26 protein-coding genes are annotated in these 26,403 nt (G+C 66.4%); 13 read left to right on the top strand and 13 right to left on the bottom strand.

Annotation, left to right across the window (positions count from 1 at the left end):
- Nucleotides 1-3 precede the first annotated feature (3 nt).
- From NRG23_RS07745 to NRG23_RS07715, 7 genes are all read left to right on the top strand, one after another.
- On the top strand, nucleotides 4-1,230 hold the full coding sequence (locus tag NRG23_RS07745; RefSeq protein WP_257374304.1) for an RtcB family protein: 1,227 nt from the start codon (nucleotides 4-6) through the stop codon (nucleotides 1,228-1,230).
- 4 nt (nucleotides 1,231-1,234) lie between these two features.
- Nucleotides 1,235-2,578, top strand: a complete 1,344-nt coding sequence (locus NRG23_RS07740) for a PBS lyase (protein ID WP_257374303.1) — start codon at nucleotides 1,235-1,237, stop codon at nucleotides 2,576-2,578.
- A 67-nt stretch (nucleotides 2,579-2,645) separates the two neighbouring features.
- Nucleotides 2,646-3,434 carry a nucleotidyltransferase domain-containing protein gene (locus NRG23_RS07735; protein WP_124303652.1) on the top strand — a complete coding sequence of 263 codons (789 nt, stop codon included), beginning with the start codon at nucleotides 2,646-2,648 and terminating at the stop codon, nucleotides 3,432-3,434.
- Between the two features lie 8 nt (nucleotides 3,435-3,442).
- Nucleotides 3,443-4,474 (top strand): RNA 3'-terminal phosphate cyclase, encoded by a 1,032-nt coding sequence (rtcA, locus tag NRG23_RS07730; protein WP_257374302.1) that lies wholly within the window; start codon nucleotides 3,443-3,445, stop codon nucleotides 4,472-4,474.
- A gap of 43 nt (nucleotides 4,475-4,517) precedes the next feature.
- Entirely contained in the window at nucleotides 4,518-4,754 is a 237-nt protein-coding gene (locus NRG23_RS07725) for a hypothetical protein (protein WP_257374301.1), read from the top strand.
- 25 nt (nucleotides 4,755-4,779) lie between these two features.
- Complete coding sequence (locus NRG23_RS07720) at nucleotides 4,780-5,409, top strand: glutathione S-transferase family protein (RefSeq protein ID WP_009048259.1); 630 nt, start codon at nucleotides 4,780-4,782, stop codon at nucleotides 5,407-5,409.
- Nucleotides 5,410-5,523: 114 nt separating this feature from the next.
- Entirely contained in the window at nucleotides 5,524-5,817 is a 294-nt protein-coding gene (locus tag NRG23_RS07715) for a DUF3144 domain-containing protein (RefSeq protein ID WP_009048260.1), read from the top strand.
- 107 nt (nucleotides 5,818-5,924) lie between these two features.
- Here the strand turns inward: NRG23_RS07715 and lysA are convergent, their stop codons facing one another.
- Complete coding sequence (lysA, locus tag NRG23_RS07710) at nucleotides 5,925-7,163, bottom strand: diaminopimelate decarboxylase (RefSeq protein WP_009048261.1); 1,239 nt, start codon at nucleotides 7,161-7,163, stop codon at nucleotides 5,925-5,927.
- 136 nt (nucleotides 7,164-7,299) lie between these two features.
- On the opposite strand from lysA, the gene NRG23_RS07705 reads away from it, so the two are divergent.
- Both NRG23_RS07705 and NRG23_RS07700 read left to right on the top strand, forming a co-directional pair.
- Entirely contained in the window at nucleotides 7,300-8,226 is a 927-nt protein-coding gene (locus tag NRG23_RS07705; protein ID WP_009048262.1) for a LysR family transcriptional regulator, read from the top strand.
- Between the two features lie 72 nt (nucleotides 8,227-8,298).
- Nucleotides 8,299-9,504, top strand: a complete 1,206-nt coding sequence (locus NRG23_RS07700) for an MFS transporter (RefSeq protein WP_257374300.1) — start codon at nucleotides 8,299-8,301, stop codon at nucleotides 9,502-9,504.
- Between the two features lie 20 nt (nucleotides 9,505-9,524).
- Here NRG23_RS07700 and NRG23_RS07695 read toward each other — a convergent pair whose 3' ends face one another.
- The 4 genes from NRG23_RS07695 to NRG23_RS07680 form a co-directional block, all read right to left on the bottom strand.
- Complete coding sequence (locus NRG23_RS07695; RefSeq protein ID WP_038631453.1) at nucleotides 9,525-10,115, bottom strand: hypothetical protein; 591 nt, start codon at nucleotides 10,113-10,115, stop codon at nucleotides 9,525-9,527.
- A 341-nt stretch (nucleotides 10,116-10,456) separates the two neighbouring features.
- Nucleotides 10,457-11,635 carry an acetyl-CoA C-acetyltransferase gene (locus tag NRG23_RS07690; RefSeq protein ID WP_257374298.1) on the bottom strand — a complete coding sequence of 393 codons (1,179 nt, stop codon included), beginning with the start codon at nucleotides 11,633-11,635 and terminating at the stop codon, nucleotides 10,457-10,459.
- A 14-nt stretch (nucleotides 11,636-11,649) separates the two neighbouring features.
- Nucleotides 11,650-12,309, bottom strand: a complete 660-nt coding sequence (locus NRG23_RS07685; protein WP_135006399.1) for a CoA transferase subunit B — start codon at nucleotides 12,307-12,309, stop codon at nucleotides 11,650-11,652.
- Between the two features lie 33 nt (nucleotides 12,310-12,342).
- Entirely contained in the window at nucleotides 12,343-13,041 is a 699-nt protein-coding gene (locus NRG23_RS07680) for a CoA transferase subunit A (RefSeq protein WP_007920583.1), read from the bottom strand.
- A 246-nt stretch (nucleotides 13,042-13,287) separates the two neighbouring features.
- On the opposite strand from NRG23_RS07680, the gene NRG23_RS07675 reads away from it, so the two are divergent.
- Entirely contained in the window at nucleotides 13,288-14,193 is a 906-nt protein-coding gene (locus NRG23_RS07675) for a LysR family transcriptional regulator (protein ID WP_257374297.1), read from the top strand.
- On the opposite strand, the gene NRG23_RS07670 is transcribed toward NRG23_RS07675, so the two are convergent.
- The 3 genes from NRG23_RS07670 to NRG23_RS07660 all read right to left on the bottom strand — a co-directional run bounded on the left by NRG23_RS07670 (nucleotide 14,190) and on the right by NRG23_RS07660 (nucleotide 18,684).
- Nucleotides 14,190-15,029, bottom strand: a complete 840-nt coding sequence (locus NRG23_RS07670; RefSeq protein ID WP_038631458.1) for an NAD-dependent protein deacetylase — start codon at nucleotides 15,027-15,029, stop codon at nucleotides 14,190-14,192. The two genes, NRG23_RS07675 and NRG23_RS07670, sit on opposite strands and share 4 nt — an antisense overlap.
- Before the next feature lie 130 nt (nucleotides 15,030-15,159).
- The gene (locus NRG23_RS07665; protein WP_257374296.1) at nucleotides 15,160-17,385 is read right to left on the bottom strand and encodes an LTA synthase family protein; all 2,226 of its coding nucleotides are present in this window, start codon (nucleotides 17,383-17,385) and stop codon (nucleotides 15,160-15,162) included.
- Between the two features lie 222 nt (nucleotides 17,386-17,607).
- A complete protein-coding gene (locus NRG23_RS07660) occupies nucleotides 17,608-18,684 on the bottom strand; it encodes an AbrB family transcriptional regulator (RefSeq protein ID WP_257374295.1) in 1,077 nt (358 codons plus the stop codon).
- A 128-nt stretch (nucleotides 18,685-18,812) separates the two neighbouring features.
- Here NRG23_RS07660 and NRG23_RS07655 point away from each other — a divergent pair, with 128 nt between their 5' ends.
- Complete coding sequence (locus NRG23_RS07655) at nucleotides 18,813-19,724, top strand: LysR family transcriptional regulator (protein WP_124301329.1); 912 nt, start codon at nucleotides 18,813-18,815, stop codon at nucleotides 19,722-19,724.
- A 6-nt stretch (nucleotides 19,725-19,730) separates the two neighbouring features.
- Here NRG23_RS07655 and NRG23_RS07650 read toward each other — a convergent pair whose 3' ends face one another.
- From NRG23_RS07650 to NRG23_RS07630, 5 genes are all read right to left on the bottom strand, one after another.
- The gene (locus NRG23_RS07650; RefSeq protein ID WP_041986958.1) at nucleotides 19,731-20,069 is read right to left on the bottom strand and encodes a type II toxin-antitoxin system RelE/ParE family toxin; all 339 of its coding nucleotides are present in this window, start codon (nucleotides 20,067-20,069) and stop codon (nucleotides 19,731-19,733) included.
- Nucleotides 20,066-20,296 (bottom strand): type II toxin-antitoxin system ParD family antitoxin, encoded by a 231-nt coding sequence (locus NRG23_RS07645; RefSeq protein ID WP_009048274.1) that lies wholly within the window; start codon nucleotides 20,294-20,296, stop codon nucleotides 20,066-20,068. The genes NRG23_RS07650 and NRG23_RS07645 overlap by 4 nt, the downstream gene beginning before the upstream one ends.
- Before the next feature lie 214 nt (nucleotides 20,297-20,510).
- Nucleotides 20,511-21,491: an FAD:protein FMN transferase gene (locus tag NRG23_RS07640; RefSeq protein ID WP_124301331.1), complete on the bottom strand. Its 981-nt coding sequence runs from the start codon at nucleotides 21,489-21,491 to the stop codon at nucleotides 20,511-20,513.
- On the bottom strand, nucleotides 21,475-23,670 hold the full coding sequence (locus NRG23_RS07635) for a PepSY domain-containing protein (RefSeq protein WP_257374294.1): 2,196 nt from the start codon (nucleotides 23,668-23,670) through the stop codon (nucleotides 21,475-21,477). Before NRG23_RS07635 ends, NRG23_RS07640 begins: the two co-directional genes overlap by 17 nt.
- Nucleotides 23,671-23,696: 26 nt before the next feature.
- The gene (locus NRG23_RS07630; protein WP_257374293.1) at nucleotides 23,697-24,167 is read right to left on the bottom strand and encodes a DUF2271 domain-containing protein; all 471 of its coding nucleotides are present in this window, start codon (nucleotides 24,165-24,167) and stop codon (nucleotides 23,697-23,699) included.
- A gap of 237 nt (nucleotides 24,168-24,404) precedes the next feature.
- Between NRG23_RS07630 and NRG23_RS07625 the strand changes: the two genes are divergently transcribed.
- Both NRG23_RS07625 and NRG23_RS07620 read left to right on the top strand, forming a co-directional pair.
- Nucleotides 24,405-25,064, top strand: coding sequence for a response regulator transcription factor (locus NRG23_RS07625; RefSeq protein WP_053268685.1), 660 nt, complete (start codon nucleotides 24,405-24,407; stop codon nucleotides 25,062-25,064).
- On the top strand, nucleotides 25,061-26,386 hold the full coding sequence (locus NRG23_RS07620; protein WP_257374292.1) for an ATP-binding protein: 1,326 nt from the start codon (nucleotides 25,061-25,063) through the stop codon (nucleotides 26,384-26,386). The genes NRG23_RS07625 and NRG23_RS07620 overlap by 4 nt, the downstream gene beginning before the upstream one ends.
- Nucleotides 26,387-26,403 lie beyond the last annotated feature (17 nt).

The raw sequence follows: 26,403 nt of genomic DNA, 5'->3' as shown, positions 1-26,403 counted from the left end.
AACATGGAACACAAGACCTACCAACTGCTGGAAGTCGCCAACGGCAAGCCGATCAAGATGTGGACCGAGGGCGTGCCGGTGGAAAGCGAAGCCCGCCAGCAGCTGATGAACACCGCGAAGATGCCGTTCATCTTCAAGCACCTGGCGGTGATGCCGGATGTGCACCTGGGCAAGGGTTCGACCATCGGCAGCGTGATCCCCACCCTGGGCGCGATCATCCCGGCGGCGGTCGGGGTGGATATCGGCTGCGGCATGATTGCCGCCCGCACCTCGCTGACCGCTGCCGACCTGCCGGATAACCTGCACGGTTTGCGCAGCGCCATCGAGCAGGCGGTGCCCCACGGTCGTACTTCGCCGCGCAGCGGTCGTGACAAGGGCGCATGGGGCGACGTGCCGCGCCAGGCCGACCATGCCTGGGCGGCCTTGCAGCCACGCTTCAAGGCGATCACCGACAAGTACCCGGCTCTGGCCAACAGCAACAACCGCCAGCACCTGGGTACCCTCGGCGGCGGCAACCACTTCATCGAGGTCTGCCTGGATGAAGCCAACCGGGTCTGGTTCATGCTCCACAGCGGTTCCCGTGGCGTGGGTAACGCCATCGGCAACCTGTTCATCCACCTGGCCCAGGCGGACATGCGCCAGCACATCGCCAACCTGCCGGACCGCGATCTGGCCTACTTCGAGGAAGGCAGCCGGCACTTCGACGATTACGTCGAGGCCGTGGCCTGGGCCCAGGACTTTGCCCGGCATAACCGTGAATTGATGATGCAGTTGGTGATCCAGGCCACCCGCCAGGTGATCCGCAAGCCTTTCGAGGTGGCGCTGGAGGCGGTGAACTGCCACCACAACTACGTGCAGAAGGAGCGCCACTTCGGTGAAGAGGTGCTGGTGACCCGCAAGGGCGCGGTGTCGGCGCAGAAGGGCGAGCTGGGGATCATCCCCGGATCGATGGGCGCCAAGAGCTTCATCGTTCGCGGGCTGGGCAACGAGGAGGCGTTCTGCTCCTGCAGCCACGGTGCCGGGCGCACCATGAGCCGCACCAAGGCCAAGAACACCTTCACCCTGGCCGACCAGATCCGCGCCACCGCCCATGTGGAGTGCCGCAAGGACACCGCGGTGATCGATGAAATCCCGATGGCCTACAAGGACATCGACCAAGTCATGCACGCCCAGCGCGAGCTGGTGGAAGTGCTGCACACCCTGCGTCAGGTGGTGTGCGTCAAGGGGTAGAACAATGGACGACATGGATGCAGTGATAGCGGCCCCGCCCAGCTGGCATGACCAGCTGAGCGACTACGAAGCCCGCCGCGTGCGGGAGGTGATGGACACCCTGGACAGGCACAGCGCCTGGCTGGAACTGAGCCGCTTCGGCAACGGGTTCGTGCGCCAGGCCGCGGTGCGCGGCCTGGCCGCACAGCCTTCGGCAGAGGCCCTGGCCGCCTTGCTGGAGCGCCTCAACGATTGGGTGCCCCAGGTTCGCCAGGAAGCGGCCGCGGCAGTCGAGGCGTATTGGGCGCCGGAGCACGCCGGGCTGCTGTTGCAGACCCTGGCACCGTTGCTGGCCCTTGCCAGCAAGCAGCGGGCCGACCACGGCGCGACCCTGGAGCGGGCCACTGCGGTATTGCAACTGGCCCAGGTGCGCGACGAAGTGCAAGGGGCCTTTGGCGATTGCCGGGGCAAGGCCGCGCGCTTTGTCTTCGAGCTGTTGCTCAAGGGCGTCGAGGACCGGCCGGCGCTGCTGGCCATGGCGTTGCGCCACGCCGAGGTCAGCGTGCGGCAGATGGCGGTGGATGCCTGCGCCGAACTGCCCGACGAGCAGGCGCTGCCTTTGCTGGAAGAGGTGATGCGCAGCTGTGGCGCCAGTGTGCGGGTCAAGGCCTTGCGGCTGTTGCTGCCGTTGCTGGCCGACCCGGGCGCGCATCTGCGCCAGGCCTTGCTGGACCCTTCGGGAGCCCTGCGTTGCCTGGCCCGTTGGGCGGCGCCGCGCCATCGGCTCGACCCGCGGGAGGTATTGCTGGCCCGGCTGCTCGAGCCGGCACCGCTGAACAAGCGCGAGTGGCTGGGCCTGCTGGGGCTGGCCAAGGAACTGCGGGAGCCACAGGCCGACGCCATGCTGCAACAGGCCCTCGCCTCCAAGGCGCTGACCGTGCGCCTGCTGGCCTTGCGAACCCTCGGCGAGCGTGGCCTGGCCCAGCAGCTGGCGGCCCTGGACGATCCGTCGGACAAGGTCTTCGACTGCGCCCTCGGCCTGCTGCGCGAGCAGCCCTGGGCGGCGTTCGAGGAGGCTCTGGAGCAGCGTCTGGACCAGCATTGGCATGACCTGCCCAAGGCGCGGCGCTGGGCCTTGCTGGGGCTCAAGCCAGGCTGGCGCCAGTTGCAATACCTGCTGCATCGCCTGGACCAGGCGGGCAGCGAAGCCGCTTATTGGCGCGAGGCCCTGGCCCGCTGGTGCGATAGCCGCTACGCGATGTTCGACCCGGTAACCCCCAAGCCGCTGCGAGAAGCACTGGCGCAGCGGTTACAGGCGATGGAGGAGGCCGGCGACGTGCCTCGGGGATCGCTCAAGCGCCTGTTGTGAACGAAGAGGACGATCAGGCCAGCGCGAGAAGCGGCTGACGATTGTCGATTGAATAGGACAAGGAACCATGGAACTTCATGAACGTCACCCGCTGAGCAGCGCCATGCGCGCACGGGTACTGGATGAGCTGGCGCGGATCGAGCGCGAGCGCAATGTGCGGGTGCTGTATGCCTGCGAATCGGGCAGTCGGGCCTGGGGCTTTGCCTCCACCGACAGTGATTACGATGTGCGTTTCGTCTATGTGGAAAAGCCCGAGTGGTTCATCCAGGTGGACGCCGGGCGGGACGTGATCGAGCGGCCGCTGGACGACGAACTGGACATCAGCGGCTGGGAACTGCGCAAGACCCTCGGGTTGCTGCGCAAATCCAACCCGACCCTGCTGGAGTGGCTGGATTCGCCCCTGGTGTATCGCAGCGAGCCGGCGGCAACCGCGCGCCTGCGCGAGCTGGCGGAGGCCTTCTACAGCCCGCCGGCGGCCCGTCATCACTACCTGTCGATGGCCAGGAAGAACTTTCGCGGTTACCTGCAAGGCGACAGCGTGCGGTTCAAGAAGTACTTCTACGTGCTCCGGCCGTTGCTGGCGGTGCGCTGGATCGATCAGGGGCGCGGCCGCCCGCCGATGACCTTCGCCGACCTGCTGAGCACCGTCGAGCATCGGCCACTGCTGGACGAGGTGGATGAGTTGCTGGCCTTGAAGCGCAGCGCCGACGAGGCCGCTTACGGGCCCAGGCGCCCGGCGTTGCACGCCTTTATCGCCGCCGAACTGGAACGCCCGGTGCCCAAGCTGGCGCGCACCCATCAAGACAATGCTTTGCTGGACGCCTACTTGCGAGACAGCGTCCGGCGTTATGCCTGAGGAATGTAATGAAACAGGATGTCATCGAACTGGACGGCGCCATCGGCGGCGGCCAGGTCCTGCGCAGTGCCCTGAGCCTGTCGATGCTCACCGGCAAGACCCTGCGTATCCACAACATACGGGCCCGGCGCGCTCGCCCGGGGCTGCTGCGCCAGCACCTGACCGCGGTGCTGGCGGCGGCGCAGGTCTGCGCGGCCAGGGTCTCGGGCGCCGAGCTGGGCTCCCGGGCGCTGACCTTCGAGCCGGGGCCGATTCGCGGCGGCGACTACCGCTTCGCCATCGGCACCGCCGGCAGCTGCACCCTGGTGTTGCAGACCCTGCTGCCAGCCCTGTTGCAGGCCCCGGCGCCGAGCCGCGTGAGCATCAGCGGCGGCACCCACAACCCGCTGGCGCCGCCGGTGGATTTCCTCCAGCAGGCCTGGCTGCCGCAACTGCGGCGCATGGGCGGGCAGGTGGAGTTGCAGCTGTTGCGCCATGGCTTCGTTCCCGCCGGCGGTGGCGAGCTGGAGGCTTTTATCGAGCCCTCGACCCTGCAACCGCTGTACCTGGAACAGCGGGGCGAACTGCTCGGGCGCCGGGCCTGGGCCCTGAGTGCCGGCCTGCCGGAACATGTGGCGGAACGCGAATTGCGCCGGGTCGGCACTCGCCTGGAACTGCCTCGGGAACACCTGAGCCCGGTGCGGCTGGATGAACAATGCGGCCCGGGCAACGTGCTGTTGCTGGAGTTCGTCTTCGAGCACCTGACCGAGCTGTTCAGCGGGTTTGGCCAGAGCAGCCTGCGGGCCGAAAGCGTGGCCGATCGGGCTATTGACCAGGCCCGCGACTGGCTGGATTCCGGCGCGGCGGTGGCCGAGCACCTGGCCGATCAACTGCTGCTGCCCATGGCCCTGGCCGGCGGCGGGAGCTTCACCACCCCACGCATGAGCGAGCACCTGCAAAGCAATATCCGGGTGATCGAGGCATTTTTGCCGGTGCGTATCGACTGTTCGGCGAGCACCCACGGGGGGCTGCGCGTCGAGGTTCTCCCCCTGCATCATTGAGCTTGTCCCTCACCAGACCCGGTTCTCTGCTTACGGCAAGTTCTTGCAGGTCAAGGCCGGGATGCGGCTGGAGATCGAGCGCTTCGGGCTGCTTAACCGCTTGATCCATTTCCTGGTGCGATGCATGCGGATTCCCGAGCCGCTGAGCCTTTACCTTTTGAGCTACCGTGGAAGCGTGTTGCGCGTGCCGGCCGAGGCTATCCATCAGCATCCGAACTACCGTCTCGCGGACTTCCGGCACTGGAGTGAACAACCCGCGCAAGCAACCCGTCAGATGTAAGGCCCAGTCAAGCGAGGGGATGGTCATGTATCAACTTTATGGGACACAAGGCTCCGGCTCGGCCATCGTCGAGATCGCCCTGGAGTGTTGCCAGGTGCCGTACCGCATCGTCGAAGCCTCGTCCTGGGCGCCGTCGCCCGGGGCCGACGAGCTGGCGCGGCTCAACCCGCTGAAACAGGTCCCGACCCTGCAACTGCCGGACGGCAGTGTCCTCACCGAGAGCGCGGCGATCCTGATCGAGCTGGGCTTGCGTTATCCGCGCTCGGCGCTGCTGCCCGAGGATGAGAGCGCCCGGGCGCAGGCGATTCGCGGCCTGGTGTTTATCGCCGCCAATTGTTACTCGGCGATCAGCGTGATCGATTACCCGGAGCGCTGGCTGCAGGGCGCCGATGACGCGCTGAAGGAACGGGTGCGGGATGCGGCCCGGGAGCGCCTGCACCGCAACTGGGAGGTGTTCGCCGATCAGTTCGCCACACAGCTGTACGCCAGCGGTTCACCCCTGGCGGCCCTGGATGTCCAGGCGGCGGTGGTGTCGCGCTGGTGCGGCACGCGCGAGCACCTGCGGCGCGAACGCCCCGAGTGTTGCGATCTGCTGGAGCGCATCGACCGCCATCCGCAGGTGGCGCAGGTGCTGGAGCGGCACTGGCCGGACTGAATACGGCAGGGCGCGAGGCAGCAAAAGCCGTCGATGGTTGAGCGCGAGGCTCTTATACTCACCGGCTTTCTTTATGCCTACTACTCACCGCCTATTACTCAAGAGGAACGCCCCTTGGCCAACGAACCGGATCAGGACTTCTACAACCGCGCCGATGCCATCATCGAACTGGCGAACACCCATATCAGCGACAGCAGCCGCGGCAAGGCCAGTGCCTCGCTGATGTACGCCAACTCGCGGTTTGCCGCCTGGGTCAGCGCCTGCGGTTGCCGCAACGCCGAAGAACTGGCGGCGGCCAAGCAGCAGGCGGTGGATTATTTCGTCGAGGAGTTCCGCCTGATGATGGAAGAGAACCTCACCGACTACATCGAGAATTTCAGCCTGTACATGACGCCTCAGGACAGCTGAAAGGCATCGCGGGCAAGCCTCGCTCCTACAGAAGAAGACCGTGAGCTTCTGTAGGAGCGGAGCTTGCCCGCGATAGCGTCAGTGGTGTCGCCGCAAAAAAAGCGGACTTACAACCCCATTTCCAGTTCCAGCAGATCCGCCAGCGGCTGGCGGCGGCGGATCAGTTTTACCTGGCCGTCCTCGAACAGCACCTCCGGTAGCAGCGGCCGGCTGTTGTAGTTGGAGGACATGCTGGCGCCGTAGGCGCCGGTGTCGTGGATCACCAGCAGGTCGCCGACCCGGGCCTGGGGCAGCAGCTGCGGGGTCAGGCTTTCGTCGTCCTGGGTGAAGATATCGCCGGACTCGCACAGCGGGCCGCCGACCACGGTGGGACGCAGTTCGCGCTGGGCCGACTGGCCGTTGGCGTCGATCAGGCTCATGGCGTGATAGGCGCCGTACATGGCCGGGCGCATCAGGTCGTTGAAGCCGGTGTCGGCCAGCACGAAGTGATGATTGCCGGCGTCTTTCACCACCCGCACTTCGCTGACCAGGCAGCCGGCCTCGGCCACCAGGAAACGCCCGGGTTCGATTTCCATGCGCACGCCGTGGCCAAGCCAGGCTTCGATTTCCTCGCGGGCCTGGCGCCAGGCGTTGGCATAGCGGCGCACGTCCACCGGCTCGTCGCCGGCGCGGTACGGGGTGGACAGGCCGCCGCCGATCGAGAAGGCCTCGATGTCGTGGTCCAGGGACTTGACCGTCGCCACCATGGCCGCGCCGACCTGCTCCAGATGCCCGTAGTCCACGCCGGAACCGATGTGCATGTGCAGGCCCACCAGTTTCAGGCCGTACTGGCGGATCACCGCGAGGGCTTGGTCGACCTGTTCGTGCCAGATGCCGTGCTTGCTGTTTTCGCCGCCGGTGTTGGTCTTGCGGCTGTGGCCGTGGCCGAAGCCCGGGTTGATCCGCAGCCACACGCGGTGGCCCGGGGATTTCTCGCCGAGCTGGCGCAGCATGTCGATGGAACCGGCATTGACCTCGATGTTCAGCTCCACCACCCGTTGCAGGGTGGCGGTGTCGAACAGGTCGCAGGTGAAGACGATGCCGGCCGGGTCGCCTTCCGGGCTGAACCCGGCCAGCAGCGCCCGCTCGATTTCCCCCAGGGACACCGCGTCCACCCGCACCCCGGCCTCGCGGATCAGGCGCAGCACCTGCAGGTTGGAGCAGGCTTTCTGCGCGTAACGCACCACGTCGAAGGCCTTCAGTTGCTGGATGCGCACCTTGATGGTCCGTGCGTCGTAGCACCACAACGGGGTGCCGTACTGGCGGGCGGCGGCGGTCAGTTGCTCGGGAGAAAAGGGAATGGCCATGGCAATCGTCTGTGGCGAGGAAAGAGGCCTGCATGATGCCGAGGGTGGTGTATTCAATAAAATATCTATTCTTTGTATCTCGATTCAGTTTTGATATGGGTTGAATGAGTCAACCTCTCAAACCAAGGAGCAAGCGGTGGACATTTCCCTGCGCCATATCGAGGTGTTCCGCGCCATCATGCAGGCCGGCAGCGTCACTGGCGCGGCGCGCCTGCTGTTCACCTCGCAACCCACGGTCAGCCGCGAACTGGCGCGGCTGGAGAGCCTGTCCGGGCTGAGCCTGTTCGACCGCGAGGGCGGCCGCCTGCTGCCGACCGCCCAGGCCATGCTGTTGCTGGAGGAGGTGGAACGGGCCTATGTCGGCCTGGAACGGATCAACAGCGTGGCGCAGTCGATCCGCCGCTTCGAGCACGGCCAGTTGAGCCTGACCTGCCTGCCGCTGTTCTCCCAGACCCTGCTGCCGCGGGTGTGCAAGCACTTCCAGCAACGCCACGCCGGCATCGGCCTGAGCATCACCGCCCAGGAATCGCCCTTGCTCGAAGAGTCCCTCAGCGCCCAGCGCCACGACCTGGGCCTGACCGAAAGCGAGCACCTGCCGCGGGGCACCCAGGGCGAGCTGCTGTTCTGCGCCGACATGGTGTGCATCCTGCCGGAAGGGCATCCGTTGCTGGCCAAGCCGCTGCTGCACAGCGAAGACTTTCGCGGGGTGGATTTCATCAACCTGTCAGGCCTGGACATCTATCGTCAGACCCTCGACGAGCACTTTCGCCAGGCCGGCATCGACCGTCGGGTGGTAGTCGAAACCACCAACGCCGCCTCGGTCTGCGCCATGGTCCGCCAGCAACTGGGGGTGGCGATCATCAACCCGCTGAGCGCCATGGAGGAGGCGGGCAGGGGCCTGGCGATCCGGCCGCTGCAGTTGTCGGTGCCGTACCGGGTGATGCTGATCCGCCCGGATTACCGACCGTCGTCGATTTTCGTCGAGGCCTTCTGCGCCTCCTTGAAACAGGAGGCGTCGGCCCTGGCCGCGGCCCTCGAGCGTCGATTGCAACGGGAGCCATGACAGGCATTGCCGCCGTTGTCGGCCTAGGCTTGGAGCAACCGGATTCTTGGTAAACCCTGGGGGATGTCTGTCATGGCGGGACCTGTAACGAGCGAATCCGGGAAGCATTTGAGCCGCGGCATTCCGCGCACGGTCTGGGCGCTGGGGTTCGTCAGCCTGTTCATGGACGTGTCGTCCGAGCTGGTGCACAGCCTGTTGCCGCTGTACATGGTCGGTACCCTGGGGATCAGCATGCTGGTGGTCGGCATCATCGAGGGCGTGGCGCAAGCCACGGCGCTGATCGTGAAGGTCTTTTCCGGGGCCCTCAGCGACTTTATCGGTCGACGCAAGGAACTGCTGTTGCTCGGTTACGGCCTGGCGGCGCTGACCAAGCCGCTGTTCCCCCTGGCGGCTTCGGCGGAACTGGTGTTCAGCGCGCGCCTGCTCGACCGTATCGGCAAGGGCATTCGCGGCGCGCCGCGGGATGCCCTGGTGGCGGACGTGGCCCCGGCGGAAATTCGCGGCGCCTGTTTTGGCCTGCGCCAGTCGCTGGACACCGTGGGGGCGTTCGTCGGGCCGATCCTGGCCATCGGCCTGATGCTGTGGCTGGCCAACGATATCGCCCAGGTCCTGTGGCTGGCGGTGATCCCTGCGGCGCTGGCGGTGGCGCTGCTGATCTTCGCCATCCGCGAACCCGAGCACGCCCCCGGTACCCGGCACTTCCACTCGCCATTGCGCCTGGCCTCGCTGCGGCGGTTTTCCCGGTATTACTGGTGGGTGGTGGCCATCGGCGCGGCCTTCACCCTGGCCCGCTTCAGCGAGGCGTTCCTGGTGCTGCGGGCCCAGCAACTGGGCTTCGCCGCCGCCTGGGTGCCGCTGGTGATGGTGGTCATGGCCGGGTTCTACATGGTCTCGGCCTATCCGGTCGGCAAATGGTCGGACCACATCAACCGCAGTGCCTTGCTCAGCGTCGGCCTGCTGTTGCTGATCCTCGCCGACCTGGTGCTGGCCTATGCCGACTCGGTGCCGATGGTGCTGCTCGGCGTCGCCCTGTGGGGCCTGCACATGGGCTTCAGCCAGGGCATCCTCGCCACCCTGGTGGCCGACACCACGCCCGCCGACCTCAAGGGCACCGCCTTTGGCGTGTTCAACCTGCTGAGCGGGATCGCCCTGTTGCTGGCCAGCGTGATCGCCGGCTGGCTGTGGCAGGCCCATGGCGCGGCGCTGACGTTCTACGCCGGCGCGGGGTTTGCCGCTTTGTCGTTGCTGTTGCTGATGGGCAAGCCGAAGTCGCAGTGATGGTCTCTCGGGGCAGGGCGCTAGCCGCTCCCGCCGGGCTGATCGGCCGACAGGCTCCAGACAATCGAGGTCAGGATGCCCAGGTCGAGCAGCAGGGCTTGTGAACGCAGGGTTTTGCGCAAGGGGCTGTAGTCGGCCTTGGTCGCCTTGAAGCTGGACTTTTCCAGCACATGGATATGCTTGGTCAGCACAGTGACGGCCAGGTTGGCCAGCTGTTTCTCGGTATCGGGCACCGCGATATCCAACTCTTTCAAGCGGTCCTGGAAGGCTGCGATGGCTTCTTTTTCACTGTCATCCCGGGGCTGGTAGAGGATCTTGCGCTCGGGGGCGCTTGCAGTGACTTTCTTGAACAGCACGACCGACTCGCTGAAGTGTTCCAGGGCCGCTGCCTTGGCCTCGGTGGCGTGCAGGGTGTCCTGCAGTTCGAGGTACATCAGCATTTCGTGGAATTTCTGCAAGCCTCGGTGCAGCTCGGCACCGGCGTTGGCCGAGAGTTTCTCGAGTCCTTTCCTGTCCGCATCGAAGGAGGGGCCGGCCGTGGCCTGGAGGCTGGCCAGCCCCGCCAGCACTATGCAAAAGCCGGTGTAGAGCAGGCATCTGGTCAGGCGCATGTTCCGCTCCTCGTTATCGGGTCGATGAAGCAGGCGAAGGGCTGGCTGGCATGCCGGGCGCTGCCCATGCTTGAGCGCTGTGCTCCGGCTTCGACAGATAACGCACCGCGCACCGGCCTGGACTGTTTCAGCCGTGAGTCAGTGGGCAGGAAGGCGTGGAAAACGGGGCTCGCCAGCCGTATGAGTTGAATGTAGCTGACGGATGGGCGGCTGCCAGCGGCCTCTGTTCAGCGTCGGCCGGGCCGCAGAATGAACCCGGCGCACCATGAGGTGCGCCGGGTGTGTTGCCGGCCAGCCGCCGGATGTCGTGGGTCCGAGGGCCGGCCGTGGTGCGCGGTAAGTTAGCGTTCGATGGCCAATGCCACGCCCTGGCCGCCACCGATGCACAGGGTGGCCAGGCCTTTCCTGGCATCGCGCTTGAGCATTTCGTGCAGCAGGGTCACCAGCACCCGGCAGCCCGAGGCGCCGATCGGGTGGCCGAGGGCGATGGCGCCGCCGTTGACGTTGACCTTGCTCGCGTCCCAACCCAGTTCCTTGCCCACCGACAGCGACTGGGCGGCGAAGGCTTCGTTGGCTTCGATCAGGTCCAGTTGCTCCAGGGACCAGCCGGCCTTGTCCAGGCAGCGACGGGTGGCCGACACCGGGCCGATGCCCATGATCGCCGGGTCGACGCCGGCGTTGGCGTAGGCGGCGATCTTCGCCAGCACCGGCAGGCCCAGTGCCTTGGCCTTGGCGGCGCTCATCAGGATCACCGCGGCGGCGCCGTCGTTCAGCGACGAAGCGTTGCCGGCGGTGACCGTGCCGTCCTTCTTGAAGGCTGGCTTGAGCTTGCTCAGGGATTCGGCGGTGGTGCCGGCGCGCGGCTGCTCGTCGGTGGCGAAGGCCACAGGGTCGCCCTTGCGCTGGGGAATCAGGATCGGGGTGATCTCATCGACAAAACGCCCGCCCTCGATGGCGGCCACGGCCTTCTGCTGCGAGGCGGCGGCAAAGGCGTCCTGGGCTTCGCGGCTGATGCCGTATTTGTCCACCAGATTCTCGGCGGTGATGCCCATGTGGTAGTCGTTGAAGGCGTCCCACAGGCCGTCGCTGATCATGCTGTCGACGATCTGGCTATGGCCCATGCGCAGGCCGGTGCGGGCGCCGGGCAACACGTAGTTGGCCAGGCTCATGTTCTCCTGGCCGCCAGCGATGATCACCTCGGCGTCGCCGCAGCGAATTGCCTGGGCGCCCAGGTGCAGGGCCTTGAGGCCGGAGCCGCAGACCTTGTTCAGGGTCAGCGCTGGCACCGCGTGGGGCAGGCCGGCCTTGATCGCGGCCTGGCGTGCCGGGTTCTGTCCGGCGCCGGCGGTGAGCACCTGGCCCATGATCACTTCATCGACCTGGGCGCCGTCCAGGCCGGTCTGGGCCAGCAGCTGGCGGATCACCGCGGCACCGAGATCGACCGCGGGGATATTGGCCAGCGAACCCTGGAAACTGCCGACCGCGGTGCGGGTGGCGGCAACGATTACGACGTCTTGCATGGTCTGGTTGCTCCTCAGGCGAACTGCATTTCAGGCACGTGGGCCGGCACGATCAGCTTGCCGGCGGTCTTGCTGACGATTTCCTCGACGCTCACGCCAGGGGCGCGCTCCTTGAGGATGAACGCACCGTTCTCGATCTCCAGGTAAGCCAGGTCGGTCAGCACGCGCTTGATGCAGTTGGCGCCGGTCAGCGGCAGGCTGCAGCGCGACAGCAGTTTCGACTCGCCGTCCTTCGAGGCGTGGGTCATGGTGACGATGATGTTGTCCGCACCGGCCACCAGGTCCATGGCGCCGCCCATGCCCTTGACCAGCTTGCCGGGGATCATCCACGAGGCGATGTTGCCCTGCACGTCGACCTCGAAGGCGCCGAGCACGGTGAGGTCGATATGGCCGCCACGGATCATCGCGAAGGATTCGGCGGAAGAGAAAATCGACGCGCCGACGCGCGCGGTGACGGTCTGCTTGCCGGCGTTGATCATGTCCGCATCGACTTCGTCGTCGGTGGGGAAGGCGCCCATGCCGAGCAGGCCGTTTTCCGATTGCAGCATCACTTCCATGCCGTCGGGGATGTAGTTGGCCACCAGGGTCGGGATGCCGATACCGAGGTTCACGTAGAAGCCGTCCTGCAGTTCGCGGGCGACGCGTTGAGCCATTTGTTCGCGGGTAAGAGCCATTTTTTTATTCTCCGTCAGTCGTTGGGCGGGCGATTACTTGCGCACGGTGCGCTGTTCGATGCGTTTTTCGAACGTGCCGCAAATGATCCGGTCGACGTAGATGCCGGGGGTGTGGATCTGCGTCGGGTCCAGCTCGCCCGGCTCGACGATCTCTTCGACCTCGACCACGGTGATCTTGCCGGCGGTGGCCGCCAGCGGGTTGAAGTTCTGGGCGGTGTGGCGGTAGACCACGTTGCCGAAGTGGTCGGCTTTCCAGCCTTTGACGATGGCGAAGTCGCCGGTGATGGACTCTTCCATCAGGTAGGCGCGGCCGTTGAATTCACGGGTTTCCTTGCCGTCGGCGACCGGGGTGCCGACGCCGGTGGCGGTGAAGAAGGCCGGGATGCCGGCGCCGCCAGCGCGCATTTTTTCGGCCAGGGTGCCTTGGGGGGTCAGCACCACTTCGATTTCGCCGCTCAGCAGTTGCTTCTCGAACAGGGCGTTTTCACCGACGTAGGAGGCCACCACCTTGCTGATCTGCCGGTCTTCCAGCAGCACGCCGAGGCCGAAACCGTCGACGCCGCAGTTGTTGGAGACCACGGTCAGGTCGCGGGTGCCGCGACGCTTGATCTCGGCGATCAGGTTTTCCGGAATGCCGCACAGGCCGAAGCCGCCGGAGATCACTGTCATGCCGTCCTTGAGACCTTCGAGGGCTTCCTCGTAGGACGCCACGCGCTTGTCGAAACCTGCCATCTGCACATCCTCTTGTTATGGGTATTTGCGTTGCCAGCCGGCTGGCCGGCCGTATGAAGAGAGTGAGCCGCAGTGTTGCGCCGAGGCATTCATTTGTTAAGTTTATTTTTAAGGTTGATTGATTTATAAAACAGGATAATTAGCCGCAAGCCGCAAGCCGCAAGCCGCAAGCCGCAAGCCGCAAGCCGCAAGCCGCAAGCCGCATCTAGCTTGCAGCTTGCAGCTGATTCTCTCTTGGAGCTTCCTATGACCGTGAAACAGATCCGCGCCTTCCTGGCCGTGGCCCAGAGCCTGAGTTTCGCCGTGGCCTGCGAGCGCCTGCACCTGTCGCAGTCGGCCCTGAGCCTGACCATCAAGGCCCTGGAGGACGGCCTGGGCGGGCGGCTGTTCAGCCGCAACACGCGCAACGTCGCCCTGACCCCGGAAGGTGAGGCCCTGGTGCCCCTGGCGCGGCGCCTGATCGCCGACTGGGACAACGCCGAGGACGAACTGCGCCAGCGCTTCACCCTGCAACGCGGGCGGGTGACCCTGGCGGCCATGCCGTCCTTTGCCGGCAACCTGCTGCCGCCGATCCTCAAGACCTTTCGCGCGCGTTACCCGCAGGTCAACGTCACGGTCAACGATGTGATCAACGAGCAGGTGCTGGAGATGGTCCGCGACCGCCAGGTGGAACTGGGGGTGGCCTTCGAGCCGCAGCAAAGCGCATCGCTGCAATTCATCCCGCTGTACATCGACCGTTTCGTCGCCGTGGTGCCCAGCGATTCACCCCTGGCCGACCTGAAGGACATCGACTGGCAGTCGCTGCTGGAACAGCCCTTTATCACCCTGCAACGGCCGTCCACGGTGCGGGTGATGCTCGAAGAACATTTGCTGGCGCGGCAGATGAAGTTGCCGGTGGAATTCGAAAGCCATCAGTTGGCGACGGTGGGGCGCATGGTCGCCAGCGGCCTTGGCGTGAGCGCGGTGCCGGCCCTGTGCGCCGGGCAGATGCGCGAGCTGGGCGCGCGTTGCATCACCCTGCGCGACCCGGTGGTGGAACGCGCCATCGGCGTGCTGACCAAGCCCGGGCATGAGCTGTCCAGTGCCGCCCAGGCGCTGTTCGACATTCTGCGCGGGGCCGGTCTGGCCGAGCGCCTGGCGGTGGTTTCCTAGGAGCTCAGGCGTTCGGCCAGCAGCGGCAATAGCTGTTCGCAGGAGGCGGCGATCTTCAGGTCCAGCAGCTCGTCGGCGCGGGTCTTGCCGAAGTTGATGGCGATCAGCGGCTTGCCCTGGTCAGCCATGACCTTGCACAGGCGAAAGGCCGAATAGGCCATCAGGGACGAGCCCACGACCAGCAGGCCGGCGGCCTGCTCGACGCTGTGCAGGGCCTTGGCCGCGGTGGCCTGGGCCACGTTTTCGCCGAAGAACACCACATCCGGTTTCAGCCGTTCGCCATCGCAATGAGGGCAGCGGGGCACCTGGAAACGCTCTTCGAATACCGGGTCGAGCAGGGTGTCGCCGTCGGGTGCCTGCACCGCGTCGACGCCAGCCAGGTAGGGGTTGTGCAGTTCCAGCAACTGCTGGATCGCCTGCCGATCGCTGCGTTGCGTGCAGTCCAGGCAGACCACCCGGTGCAGGTTGCCGTGCAGTTCGATCACGTCGCGGCTGCCGGCCTGGTCGTGCAGGGTATCGACGTTCTGGGTGATGACCCCGGCGATCTTCTGTCGCGCCTGCAAATGCGCCAAGGCTTCGTGGGCCGCGTTCGGCCGCGCCTGGCGGATCCGCGGCCAGCCGAGCATGGCCCGCGCCCAGTAGCGGCGCCGGGCCTTGGGTTCGGCCAGGAACTCCTGGTACATCATCGGCTGGTTGCCGCGACGCACACCGTCGTTGTCGCGGTAGTCGGGAATCCCCGAAGGGGTGCTGATGCCGGCGCCGGTGAGGACCATGAAGGGGCGCTCGGCCATCAGTCGCTGCAACTGCTCCAGAGGGGTGTCCAGGGTGTCGGTCATGTGCGTCCTCATACTCTGGTGGTGGCGCTGCGGTCCGCAGCGAGGCCATACCTTGTGCCTGACGAGGAGTTTAGACAAGGGCGCGGAAGCTGGATGGCTGTGCTGCCGTCCAGCTTCCCGGGGCGGGGATTCAGGAAGACTGCGCGCTGTCGTCCTGGGGTTCTTCGCTGGTTTCTTCTTGCCCCGGCAGTTCGGTGATCACGCTGAAGTCACTGACTTCCACCGCGCCCAGGCCGTAGCCCAGCAGGTGGAAGGAGAAGGCTTTGCGCGATTCCGGGTTGGCGAAGCTGAAGTCCATTTCCAGCGGCTGGTCGGGGGTGACCAGCATCTCTTCCGGCAGTCCGAGGGGCACGTCCTGCTCGCGCTCCTTGCCCTTGAGCAGGATGTAGGCGTTCTGCTGCGGGTCGGCCGAGCGCACGGTGAAGCGCACGCGGGTCAGCGAGCCCTTGGGCATTTCCAGGTACTGCGCGCCGATCAGGTTGTCGGCCCAGTCGTCCTTGATCTGCGCTTGCAGCGGGATGATCGCCGGGCTGCCGAACTGGTAGTGCAGGTTCAGCGGCGATTGCAGCAGGGTACGGTCCAGGCCCTCGGCCCGGGCGCTGATCTGGCGCGCGCGCAGGCCGCCGTACTGGCCCTTGAAGGTGGCGCTGTCGGCGATGAAACCGGTGCTGGCGTAGTAGCGGCAGCGCTGCTGGAAATCGCATTCGGTCAGGGTGCCCTGGCCATCGTGATAACGCAGCTTGCCGTTGGTGTAGGACATGATTTCCCGGCCCAGGGCGTAGTCGCGAAACAGCGAGCGGCCGCTGAGGCTGTCCGGCACCTGGAAGCCGAAGTAGTCGAGCACCGAGGCGCTCAGGTCGACATGGCCGTAGGTCCCGGACTTGAGTCTGGGCAGTTGCGCCTGTTCCGGGGCGAGCATCAGGTTGAAGCCCCAGGACGAGGCCAGGCGCACGCCATCGATGCCGTGGGACTCATCCGAAGTGATCACCACCAGGGTGTCCTTCAGCACGCCCTGGCGCTCCAGCTGGTCCATGAACTCGCCGATGGCGTCGTCCAGGTAGGCCACCGCGGCCTGCTTGGGTGTGTCGAAGCGGTTGAGGTATTCCTCGGGCGCGGAGTAGGGCTGGTGGGTGCCGACGGTCAGCAGGGTGAGCATCCACGGCTGCTTCTGCTTTTTCAGCTGGCCGACATACTCCAGCGCGCCTTCGAAGAAGGCCTTGTCGTCCTTGCCCCAGGGGAAGTCCAGGTAGTTGGCGTTGCTGAACCACTCCAGGCCGTGGGTCGAGTCGAAGCCGATGTGCGGCATGATCTTGTCTTTGGCCATGAAGCGCAGGCCGGCGCCTTGCAGGTAATGGGTATTGAAACCCTGCTTGCGCAGCTGGGCCGGCAGGCAGGCCTGGTTGCGCTGGCTTTGGGTCAGCAGCTCGATGCCCTTGGGCGTACCGTTGTCGAGCTTGTCGTAATCGCCGCAGAGCATGGCGTACAGGCCGCGGATGGTCTGGTGGCTGTGCAGTACGTAGTCCGGGGTGTTCATGCCGCGTTCGGCCCAGGCGCCGAGCTTGGGCATCAGGTTGTCCTGGTAGCGGCTGTGCAGGGCCTCGCGGTTGGTCTTGATATAGGCGCCGGGAATGCCTTCCAGGGCGATCACCAGCACGTTGCGTGCCTGGCCCGGGGCGGCCAGCAATGGCTCTCCGTCGAGGTCGAGCTGGGTCAGGCCGGCCATCTGCACCGGCAGCTCGGGCACATCGCCTTCCAGCCATTGTTCCAGCTGCACCTGGCCCTGGCCGGCGGCGGCCGCGAGCAACTGGTGCGGCAGGTTGAACAGGCGCCACTGGTCGGCCTCGCTGGGGTTCAGGTATTGCACGCCGCCATGGGCCAGCCACAGCAGCGCCGGGGCGGTCCAGGCATGGCGCGGCAAACGCGGGGCGCGGGTGCCGCGGGCCGCCCATTGCACGGTCAGCCACAGCACCAGGCCGGACAGCAGCGCCGCGGCCAGCCAGGGATGAGCCAGGCCACCGCCGGTGGAGTTGCCGACGAACTGCGAGTCGAACAGGTAATGCAGGTCAGAGGCATTGGGCAGGCGGCCCACGGCGCTGACCAGCTCGGCGCTGGCGATGCTCAGCAGGGCCCACACCAGCAGCACCGGCAAGGCCAGCCACCAGGGCCGGCGGTACAGCAGCAGGGTCAACAGACCCGCGGTGCCCAGGTCCGAGAGATAACCCAAAGGGTCGGACCAGCCGAGCAGCGCACGCGCCACCAGGGGCACGAGCAGCACCAGGCTCAGCAGTGCGCCGAGGGGAGCCAGGGGATGATGGAAAACACGCCGGATGAAATTCACGAAAAACCTGCCAGTCATTAAATCGTCATGCAAATGTGCGCCATGGTAACAACAGCCGGCGGCAAGACGTTTCTTATTCGACAGGGAAATAAGCTCCCGGGCCGCTGGCGAAACGGCCCTGGGCACTGCAGGGCGGCGCCTTGACGCCCGTATTCAGGCGCCTGGCGACGGAGCCAGGGAAGGAGGGATGGCGCTCGGATTTACTATTTCAGAGTGTTTAAAGACGCGCGTCTCCCGGGTTCAGCGCGACCACCTGATGATCAGCCGGGCGAAAAAAGCGCCGCTTACGATCACCGCGAACAGCCGCAGGGTCTGCATGGCCAGCACCAGGCCGACGTCGGCGTGGGTGTCCACCGCGATGATCGTCATGGCGTCCAGGCCGCCGGGGCTGGTGGCGAGGTAGACCGAGAGGAAGTCCTTGTCCAGCCAGTGCGCCAGCAGCCAGGCCGACAGCGCGCAGAGGGCGATCAGCAGCACCGCGCCAAAGATCATCGCCGGCAGGCGGGTCCAGACGTAGCGCAGGGTCGGCCGGTCGAAGCGCAGGCCGATGTAGCAGCCGATGGCGCCGTAGGCCAGGGCCAGCAGCCAGCCGGGCAGGGTGATGTGCAGCAGCCCGGAGATCTGCAGCGCGCCGCCGATCAGCAGCGGCACCAGCAGGGCGCCGGCCGGCACCCGTGAACCGAGCAGCACGCCGAGCACTATGGTGGCCAGGGTCAGGCCGAGGTTGAGCAGGGTGAAGGTCTGCAGCACCACCTCGGTGCTGTGGGCCTGGCTGCCGCCGGCCGGGACACCGATCCAGTGGCTGGCCAGGGCGCCGATCATCACCACGCACACCACTCGCACGTACTGCATGGTGGCCACCACCCGCGAGTCGGCGCCGAAGTCGTCGGCCATCGCCACCATGGCCGAAGCCGCCCCCGGCGCGGTGCCCCAGGCCGCGGTGCTGGGCGGCAGGCCGCCGAGACGCACCAGCGCCAGGCCGACCAGGGCGCTGAGGCAGACGGTGAGCAGGGTGGCGAACAGCATCACCGGCCAGGACTGGGCCATCGAGGCCAGCACGGCCATGGTCATGGAGTGGGCAGCCAGGACCCCGACCGAGCCCTGGCCGAGGCGGAAGGCCTGGCGCGGCACGCGGATGCTGGCGCCGCTGATGCCGAAACCGATGGCCACCAGCATCGGCCCGAGGAACTGTCCGGCGGGAACTTCGAAGTGTTTCAGCAACTGCCCGGCGCTGCCAGCGAGGATCAGCAGCGCCAGCCATTGCAGGGCAAGGGGCCAGGTGGACAGGGACAAAGGCGAGGGACGAGGCAAGGGCATTCTCCAGCGCGCTGGCCGTTCCTGTTGCGGGACCGTTGCTACCAGCGCTTCGGAGCAAATTATTGATAGCGCAATTGATCAAGTCCAGTTTCTAATTGTGATCAACCAATAACTCTGGTTTATCGATCATGGACCTGCGCGACCTGACCTATTTCGAAACCATCGCCGAGCTCGGCCACCTCGGGCGCGCGGCGCAGAAGCTCAACCGCAGCCAGCCGGCGCTGACCAAAAGCATCCAGCGCCTGGAGGAGTCCTTCGGCACCAAGCTGTTCGAGCGTGACGGGCGGCGGATCAAGCTGACGGCGGTGGGCCTGTTGCTGCAACAGCGCGCCCGGCAGTTGCAACAGAACATCGCCGAGACCCATCGCGAGGTGCGCGATTTTGCCAGCGGCGTGCTCGGCAATATCCGCCTGGGGTGCGCCGCCAGCATGGCCGAGCACCTGTTGCCGCAGATGACCGCGACCTTGCTGGAGCGCGCCCCGGACATCACCCTGAACCTGGTGATCGGCCAGGACGACGTGCTCCGCGAGTCCCTGCGCTCGGGGCGCCTGGACATGGTGATCTGCCCGCTGTTCGAGGGCGACCCGCACCTGAGCCACCACACCCTGTTCGAAGACCAGGCCGTGGTGGTGGCCAGCCGCGACCACCCGGTGTTCGATACGCCGATGCGCCTGCGCGACCTGTGCGACTACCGCTGGGTGCTGCCGGGGACCGGGGTCTCGGCCCGGCGCTGGATCGACAATGTGTTTCAGAGCCACAAGCTGCCGTTGCCCTCGGTGCAGATCGAGACCAACACCATCTCCCTGCTGCCGCGGCTGATCGCCAAGACCGGGCTGCTGAGCTTCCTGGCCCGGGAAACCCTGGACGACTTCAAGGGCATCGCCCACCTGCGGGAAGTGCCGCTGGCGCAAACCCGCATGCATCGCAGCATCGTGGTGCTGGTACGGACCGAAGGCTACCTGTCGCCGGCGGCCCAGCTGCTGCTGGATCTGCTCAAGCAGGATGGGCGGCAGTTCTTTACCGCTGATGGGGCGCTGTAGCCCGCGTCAGGTCGATCCGTGTGCGGGGCTTTCCGTCAGCGAGGCGGGAATGTCCCGCATGGCGTGCAAGACGCGCCACACGTCAATGTGGTCGTCGTGCCGGGCGTAGAACACCAGAAAGGGATAGCGACTCAATGGCCAGTAAAGAAGCCCTGGCAAATCGAGCTCATGGGGGTAGCGGGAAAGGCCTGAGGCCGGATGCCGGGCGATATGCGCATAGGCAGCTTGCAGGTCGTCGATGAAGCCCAAGGCTGCCTGCTCGGCCTGTTGAGCCAGGTAGTAGTCGACAGCGTCTTCTACATCCTGATTGGCCAGGGCCCTTGGAATGACCCGCTGTGCCTTCATTCCTTGCGGACTCTGGCGCGAAGAGCGTCGAAGTAACGATCGTCCACGGGAGTGCCAGGCGCCGATTCAGCACCCGCCAGCAGCAGGCCGCGCAGGTGCTGTCGATCCTGATCCTTGCGGATCAGCTCCCGCACGTACTCGCTGCTGGTGCTGTAGCCCCGCTGGCTGACCTGATCGTCGACGAAGGCCTTGAGGGCTTCTGGCAGGGAAATGTTCATGGTGCTCATGGTTTTGTCCACGTTTGACAAAATTTGCCAAAGTATACGCCTGCAGCCTCACCTTGCCAGCGAGGAACATCAGGGACATGCCGCCGATCCATGGCGCCACGCTGTGCTCCCACCGCAAGGGCCAACCACCAAGCTCGCGGCCAACCGATGCGGTCGTTAGCGTGCCGTTCGCAGTGCCGGTACATGAGTTTCATCGGGGCAACAGACACCGGCTTCAGCGGGTCTCGATCTGCGCCTGCAACTGTCCGCCCACGATAGACACCTCGCGCAACTGCGCGCCGTCGCGGATCACGAACAAGGCATCCATGCCGCGCTCCTGGGCCAACCGCGGTCCCTCGACTTCGCCGAGCACCAACAGCGCGGTGGCCCAGGCATCGGCCAGCATGCAGTTGGCGGCCACCACGCTGACCGAGGCCAGGCGGTTGTCCAGGGGCGCGCCGGTGGCCGGGTCGAGGGTATGGGCATAGGACTGCCCGGCGATCTCCACCCACCGCCGGTAGTCGCCGGAGGTGGCAATGGCCGCATTGCCCAGCTCCATCACCCCCATGACTTGGCGGACCCCACGCAGGGGTTTCTCCAGGGCCACGGTCCAGGGTTGCCCGGCGGGCTTGCTGCCCCTGGCGCGCATTTCGCCGTCGATCCCCACCAGATAGTCACGGATGCCCGAGGCTTCCAGGGCGCGGGCCAGTTCATCGACGCCAAAACCCTTGGCAATGCCATTGAGGTCCAGGCGCAGCTTCGCCCGCTTGCGCAAGCGGTGGCGCCGGGGTTCCAGCTCCAGGGCGTAGCTGGCGGGGGCGAGGCGCTGCCGGCCCAGTTCGGCCAGCGCTGGCTGATCCAGTGTCCGGGCCGTGGGGCCGAAGCCCCAGCCCTGGACCAGTTCACCCACGGCGATCTCGAAGGCCCCGGCGGATTGCTCGCTGACCTGCAGCGCCGTGGTGATGACGTTCATCAGTTCCCTGGGCACGCTGACCCAGTGGTGCCTGGGCGCCGAGTTGAGTCGGTTGAGATCGGACGTGGGGTTCCAGCTCGACATCTGTTGCTCAACCCGTTCCACCGCCTGGGCCAGGCGGTCCGCGATGTCTCGGGTAGCGAATCCCGGGGCGGCATAGAACAGCGCGGTGTAGCGGCTGCCCATGGTCGGGCCGTTGAGGCTGTAGCGTTGCAGTCCGGCGGTTTCAGTAGATGTCTTCACGGTAACGTCCTTGGGCCTTGAGGGTCAGTACGCTGAGGTTGAGCGGCGCCAGCACTTCGTCCAGGGCCTGGATCACCCCCTTGGCCATGTCCCGGCTGCCGCAGACCAGCACCTGGGCGCCTTTTTCCACCAGCCGGCGTAGCGCCAGGGCATCGGCGAGCAGCCGGTCCTGCACGTAGCCGCGCGCCGGGACCCGGGAGAAGGCCGCGTGCAGGGCGGTCAGGCGTCGGTCGGCCAGATAGCCCTTGAGTTCCGGCTCGTAGAGGAAGTCCGAGGCCGGGTGGCGCCCGCCCCAGTACAGGTGCATCGGTTGCCGGGCCCGGTTGCCGCGGATAAAGCCTGCCAGGGGGCCGATTCCGGTGCCGGCGCCGATCAGGATCACCGGTTGCGAGCCCTGGAGCGGACGAAATTGCGGATTGGGCTGGATGAAGCCCTGGATCCGCGCTCCCGCTTGCAGGTCATGGAGAAAGCCCGAGCACAGGCCACCAGGGTGCTTGCGCACGCAGATCTCCAGGACCCCGTCGGCGCTGCTGCTGGCCAGGGAGTAGAAACGCGGCTGCGCAGTGCCGGGGGGCAGGATGCCCACCAGGTCGCCGGCCTGGAACTCGGGCAAGCCTTGGCCGCTGCCGTCGGCTGGGGCCTTGAAGCGCAGGATCCGGGTCGGTGCCTGGACCTGGGCGCCATAGGCCACGGACTCGACCAGCTCCAAGTCATGGCTGGGCGGGGTTTGGCTGTGGTGCTGCAAGTCCAGCTCCAGCCCCAGGGCCGCTCCCAGCGCCTGGCCCCAGCGCTGGAACTCCTGGGCGCACTGGCGATGGATGCAGTCCAGGGGCAGCAGGGGGCGCGCACCGCTGGCGGCCAGGGCGTTCTGCACTTGCTCGGCGAAGCCGCAGAAGCGTGGGAACTGGCGGTCGCCAAAACCCAGCACGACAAATGGCAGCCCCGGCCCCGGCGGGTTTTGCCCCAGGCGCGCGAGAAAAGCCGTGGCCGAGGCCGGGGCATCGCCATCGCCGTGGGTGGCCGTGAGGATCAGCAGGTGGCGCGCCTTGGGGTAGTCGCTTTGCAGCTGGTTCATCGGTGCGCTGTGGACCTTGATCCCGGCCATCACCAGGGCCTGGTGCAAGGTGTGGGCAAAGCCCCAGGTGCTGTTGTTCTCGCTGCCCACCAGGATCACGCAGTCGGCGTTGGCGGCCGTGCTGTTGTCGTGGATCGGCGTGGCGCCTTGGCGTCGACGCCACCACAGCCACAGGCCGGTGACGCTCATCAGCGGCACGCCCAGGGCGCAGGTCCCCAGCAGCAGGCCCAGCCACCACAGGCCTTCGCCAGTGTGCAGCCGGTAGATGAGCTCATAGGCCTGATGCGCGCCGGCGTAGGGCTGGAAGGACAGCAGGGCGCCGCTGGCCTGGTCGACATAGCCCTCGCCGGCGGTGGTGCGCAGGCTGTACAGGTCCTGGGGGTTGCCAGGGCTGGGGTAGACCAGCTCGCGCAGGTCATTCAGGTCCAGGGCCTGCAACGCCGGCAGGCTGGCCACCGGCAAGGCCGGGCCGGCGCTGACTGGGGTGGGGACGGCCGGTTCGGCCTGGCTGCCGTCGGCAATCAAGCCGAAGGTGCCGGCCGACAGGTACAACCCGCTCAGGGCCGACAGCAGCAGGCCCAGGGTGGTCAGGCGTCCGAGCTCGGCATGCCAGCGCTGGCTGAAGCTGCCCCGCAAGGGCCGCAGCAGGTTGCCCCAGCCGCCGACGCGGCGGGCCAGCAACACGGCACCGGAGCACGCCAGCAAAAGCATCGCCAGGGCGCCCAGGGCCGATACGGCGTGGCCCGTCGTGTCGAGAAACAACGAGCGGTGCAGTTCCTTGACCCAACGGGCAAACGCCGAGGGGGTGTAGGGCGCGAGCACCGAGCCGGTCAGTGGGTCGACCGTGCTGGCCAGCGCCTGGCCGTCCTGGCTGTGGTAGACGATCACCGAGCCCGAGGGCGTGCGCCGGATCTGCTCGATCCCGCTCAGATGGCCGGCAATGCGTCCGGCCAGTTGCCCGACCGAGACTTGCGCCACGGCCGGTTGGGGTGTGTGCAGGCGTTCCAGCGCCGGGTTCAGTGCCAGGGTCGCGCCGCTGATGGCCAGCAGCATCACCAGCAGGGCGGCGATCAGCCCGGGAATCGAGTGCAACGAGCGCAACATGGTTGTGCCTCCTGACGGCGTGGGCATTACAGGTCGTAGCGCAGGGATTGCACGTAGGTGCTGCCGCTGGCCGGCTGGCCTGCGCCCTGGAGTGTCAGGGGCAGGACCACGTCGGCGCGGACATCGCGCTGGTCCTCCACGGCGCTGTCGATGCGGATCTGATACCCGGCGTCGATCAGGCTGTCCGCCAGCTCGGCGCTGACGGTCAGGGTCTCGCCGCTGCCGACGCTGGCACCGCTGATGCCGTCGTACTGGGCGGCGGCCATGCGGCTGCCCCGGGCCCAGTCCGGCAGGTGCTTGTAGTACTTGGCCTTCTTGCCGGCGACCCACAGGGTCTGCTGGTAGGTGCCATTGGCGTCGGTGAGGTAGATCGCCAGGTAAGCGTCATTGCCGCCGTAGTCCTTCAGGCGGGTGGTCAGGGTCACTTCACGGGCCTGGGCCAGCCCAGGCAAGGCCAGAACCGCGGCGAGGCAACTGGCGACGAAAAGCTTGTTCATGAGGGTGTCCTTTTCAAGTGATGTGGCTGCAGCCTGAGCCGCTTAGCTGACAGCAACCTGAAGGACGTTGAAAAAACTTCGAGGCCGGGCGAATGGGCTTTTCATGATCTGGCTCCGGCTGTCGCGGGGCGTGTGTGGCTACCCTGATGAGGGGTTTTTGATGGCCAGCTGAATCTTCAGGTTGGCGTCAGGTTCGGCGGTTAAGGTGCGTCACCACACAGATCAGGGGAGGGCGTCATGCGGGTGTTATTGATTGAGGACGCGGCGGTACTCGGGGAAGCGGTGCGCGAGCAGATTGCCGACGATGGCCACGCCGTGGATTGGGTGCAGCGCCTGGAGCAGGCCCGGGCCAGTGTCGCCAGCACAGCCTACGACCTGATCCTGCTGGACCTGATGCTGCCCGATGGGCGTGGCCTGGAATTCCTGCGCCAGCGCCGCGGTGCCGGGGACGTGACGCCGGTGATCATCCTCACCGCCCAGGACCAGATTTCCGAGCGCATCGCCGGGCTCAACGCCGGTGCCGACGATTACCTGGTCAAGCCCTTCGACTTGTTTGAGCTGTCGGCGCGGGTCGCGGCGGTGGCCCGGCGCTACAGCGGCAACCCCAACCCGCAGATCCGCCTCGGCGAGCTGCAGGTGAACATCAGCGCCCGCACCGTGCAGCGCGGCGGCGCCATCATCGATCTCACCGCCCGTGAGTGGGCGGTGTTCGAGGCCTTTGTCCAGCGCCCCAGCGCCTTGCTCTCCAAGTCTCAGTTGGAGGAGCGGCTGTATGCCTTCGGCGCGGAAATCGAGAGCAACACCATCGAGGTCTACGTCAGCCGGCTGCGCAAGAAACTCGGGCGCGAACTGATCGAAACCGTGCGCGGCATGGGCTACCGGCTGATGCCCGGATGAAGCGTCCGACCAGCCTGCAAAAGCGCCTGAGCCTGGGGCTGACCCTGGGCATGACCCTGCTCTGGCTGGGGGCCACCGCCGGCACCTGGCTGGCGGTCCAGCATGAGTTGGAAGAAACCTTCGACAGCGCCCTGGAAGCCACGGCCCAGCGCATCCTGCCCCTGGCCGCGCTGGAAATCGGCAACCGTTCCGGGCCGCGCCGGGCCCGGCATGTGGCGACCCTGAAGATGGACAGCGAATACCTGACCTACGTGGTGCGCGACGCCGAGGGGCAGATTCTGATGCGCTCCCACGACGCCAAGCTGAAGATCTTCAGCCACCGGCCCAGCCCGGGCTTTACCACCCGGGGCAAATACCGCTTGTACAGCGCCAGCGCCGAGAACGACTCGATCGTCATCGAGATCGCCGAGCCCCTGGCCCAGCGCCGCGAAGCTTCCCGGGAGGCGCTGTTCGCCTTGCTGGTGCCCTTGCTCGGGTTGATTCCCATCAGCCTGCTGGGCACCTGGCTGTTCGTGCGCATCAGCCTGCGCAGCGTCTTGGCCTACCGGCGAGCGGTGGAGGCCCGGGGGGTGGGCGACCTGTCACCGATCAAGGTGGCGCGCCTGCCGGCGGAAATCGATCCCCTGGCCGAAGCGGTCAATCATTTGCTGGAGCGCCTGCGCAAAGCCCTGGAAACCGAACGCAGCTTTACCGCCAACAGCGCCCATGAATTGCGCACGCCCCTGGCGGCGACCCTGGCGCAGATCCAGCGCCTGCGCCATGAAGCCCCGGAGGGGCCGTTGCAGCTACGGGCGGCGAAGATCGAGAACGCCCTGCGGGAGCTGGCCCGGCTCTCGGAAAAACTTATGCAATTGGCCAAGGCCGAGGGCGGCGGGCTGTTGTCCGAAACCCCCGAGGACTTGATTCCGCTGCTGGCCCATGGCGTGGAGGAGTGGAATCGCGGCGCTGCGCCGCGCATCCGGCTGCAGTTGCCGCAGACGGCCCGGGTGTGTGCTGCCATCGACCCGGACGCTTTTGGCATCCTGCTGCGCAACTTGATCGAAAACGCCCTGAAGTACGGCGATCCGTTGCAGCCGGTAGACGTCAGCCTTGGCGCCGATGGTTGCCTGCGGGTGGTCAATGGCGGACCGGTGGTGCCGCCGCCAGTGCTGCAACGCCTGACCGAGCGTTTTGTCCGCGGCAACAGCGAGGCCAGCGGCTCCGGCCTGGGGCTGGCGATTGCCCAGAGCATCGTTCACGGCGTGGGCGGCGAACTGCACCTGGCATCACCGGCCAGTGGCCGTTGCGATGGGTTCGAAGTGCGCGTGCAATTTCCCGTGTAGGGCCGGCGTGCGAAGGC

Source organism: Pseudomonas sp. T8 (assembly GCF_024610635.1).
GTDB lineage: Bacteria > Pseudomonadota > Gammaproteobacteria > Pseudomonadales > Pseudomonadaceae > Aquipseudomonas > Aquipseudomonas chlororaphis_I.
This window is presented reverse-complemented; position numbering and strand designations above follow the sequence as displayed.

What these genes read in the sequence shown, in the direction of transcription:
- NRG23_RS07635 (WP_257374294.1), bottom strand. Translation starts at nt 23,670, where the DNA reads ATGTTGCGCTCGTTGCACTCGATTCCCGGGCTGATCGCCGCCCTGCTG.
- NRG23_RS07695 (WP_038631453.1), bottom strand. Translation starts at nt 10,115, where the DNA reads ATGCGCCTGACCAGATGCCTGCTCTACACCGGCTTTTGCATAGTGCTG.
- NRG23_RS07620 (WP_257374292.1), top strand. Translation starts at nt 25,061, where the DNA reads ATGAAGCGTCCGACCAGCCTGCAAAAGCGCCTGAGCCTGGGGCTGACC.
- NRG23_RS07720 (WP_009048259.1), top strand. Translation starts at nt 4,780, where the DNA reads ATGTATCAACTTTATGGGACACAAGGCTCCGGCTCGGCCATCGTCGAG.
- NRG23_RS07740 (WP_257374303.1), top strand. Translation starts at nt 1,235, where the DNA reads ATGGACGACATGGATGCAGTGATAGCGGCCCCGCCCAGCTGGCATGAC.
- NRG23_RS07655 (WP_124301329.1), top strand. Translation starts at nt 18,813, where the DNA reads ATGGACCTGCGCGACCTGACCTATTTCGAAACCATCGCCGAGCTCGGC.
- NRG23_RS07685 (WP_135006399.1), bottom strand. Translation starts at nt 12,309, where the DNA reads ATGGCTCTTACCCGCGAACAAATGGCTCAACGCGTCGCCCGCGAACTG.
- NRG23_RS07670 (WP_038631458.1), bottom strand. Translation starts at nt 15,029, where the DNA reads ATGACCGACACCCTGGACACCCCTCTGGAGCAGTTGCAGCGACTGATG.
- NRG23_RS07630 (WP_257374293.1), bottom strand. Translation starts at nt 24,167, where the DNA reads ATGAACAAGCTTTTCGTCGCCAGTTGCCTCGCCGCGGTTCTGGCCTTG.
- NRG23_RS07735 (WP_124303652.1), top strand. Translation starts at nt 2,646, where the DNA reads ATGGAACTTCATGAACGTCACCCGCTGAGCAGCGCCATGCGCGCACGG.
- NRG23_RS07665 (WP_257374296.1), bottom strand. Translation starts at nt 17,385, where the DNA reads ATGACTGGCAGGTTTTTCGTGAATTTCATCCGGCGTGTTTTCCATCAT.
- NRG23_RS07675 (WP_257374297.1), top strand. Translation starts at nt 13,288, where the DNA reads ATGACCGTGAAACAGATCCGCGCCTTCCTGGCCGTGGCCCAGAGCCTG.
- NRG23_RS07660 (WP_257374295.1), bottom strand. Translation starts at nt 18,684, where the DNA reads ATGCCCTTGCCTCGTCCCTCGCCTTTGTCCCTGTCCACCTGGCCCCTT.
- NRG23_RS07745 (WP_257374304.1), top strand. Translation starts at nt 4, where the DNA reads ATGGAACACAAGACCTACCAACTGCTGGAAGTCGCCAACGGCAAGCCG.
- NRG23_RS07625 (WP_053268685.1), top strand. Translation starts at nt 24,405, where the DNA reads ATGCGGGTGTTATTGATTGAGGACGCGGCGGTACTCGGGGAAGCGGTG.
- lysA (WP_009048261.1), bottom strand. Translation starts at nt 7,163, where the DNA reads ATGGCCATTCCCTTTTCTCCCGAGCAACTGACCGCCGCCGCCCGCCAG.
- NRG23_RS07690 (WP_257374298.1), bottom strand. Translation starts at nt 11,635, where the DNA reads ATGCAAGACGTCGTAATCGTTGCCGCCACCCGCACCGCGGTCGGCAGT.
- NRG23_RS07650 (WP_041986958.1), bottom strand. Translation starts at nt 20,069, where the DNA reads ATGAAGGCACAGCGGGTCATTCCAAGGGCCCTGGCCAATCAGGATGTA.
- NRG23_RS07700 (WP_257374300.1), top strand. Translation starts at nt 8,299, where the DNA reads ATGGCGGGACCTGTAACGAGCGAATCCGGGAAGCATTTGAGCCGCGGC.
- NRG23_RS07680 (WP_007920583.1), bottom strand. Translation starts at nt 13,041, where the DNA reads ATGGCAGGTTTCGACAAGCGCGTGGCGTCCTACGAGGAAGCCCTCGAA.
- NRG23_RS07645 (WP_009048274.1), bottom strand. Translation starts at nt 20,296, where the DNA reads ATGAGCACCATGAACATTTCCCTGCCAGAAGCCCTCAAGGCCTTCGTC.
- rtcA (WP_257374302.1), top strand. Translation starts at nt 3,443, where the DNA reads ATGAAACAGGATGTCATCGAACTGGACGGCGCCATCGGCGGCGGCCAG.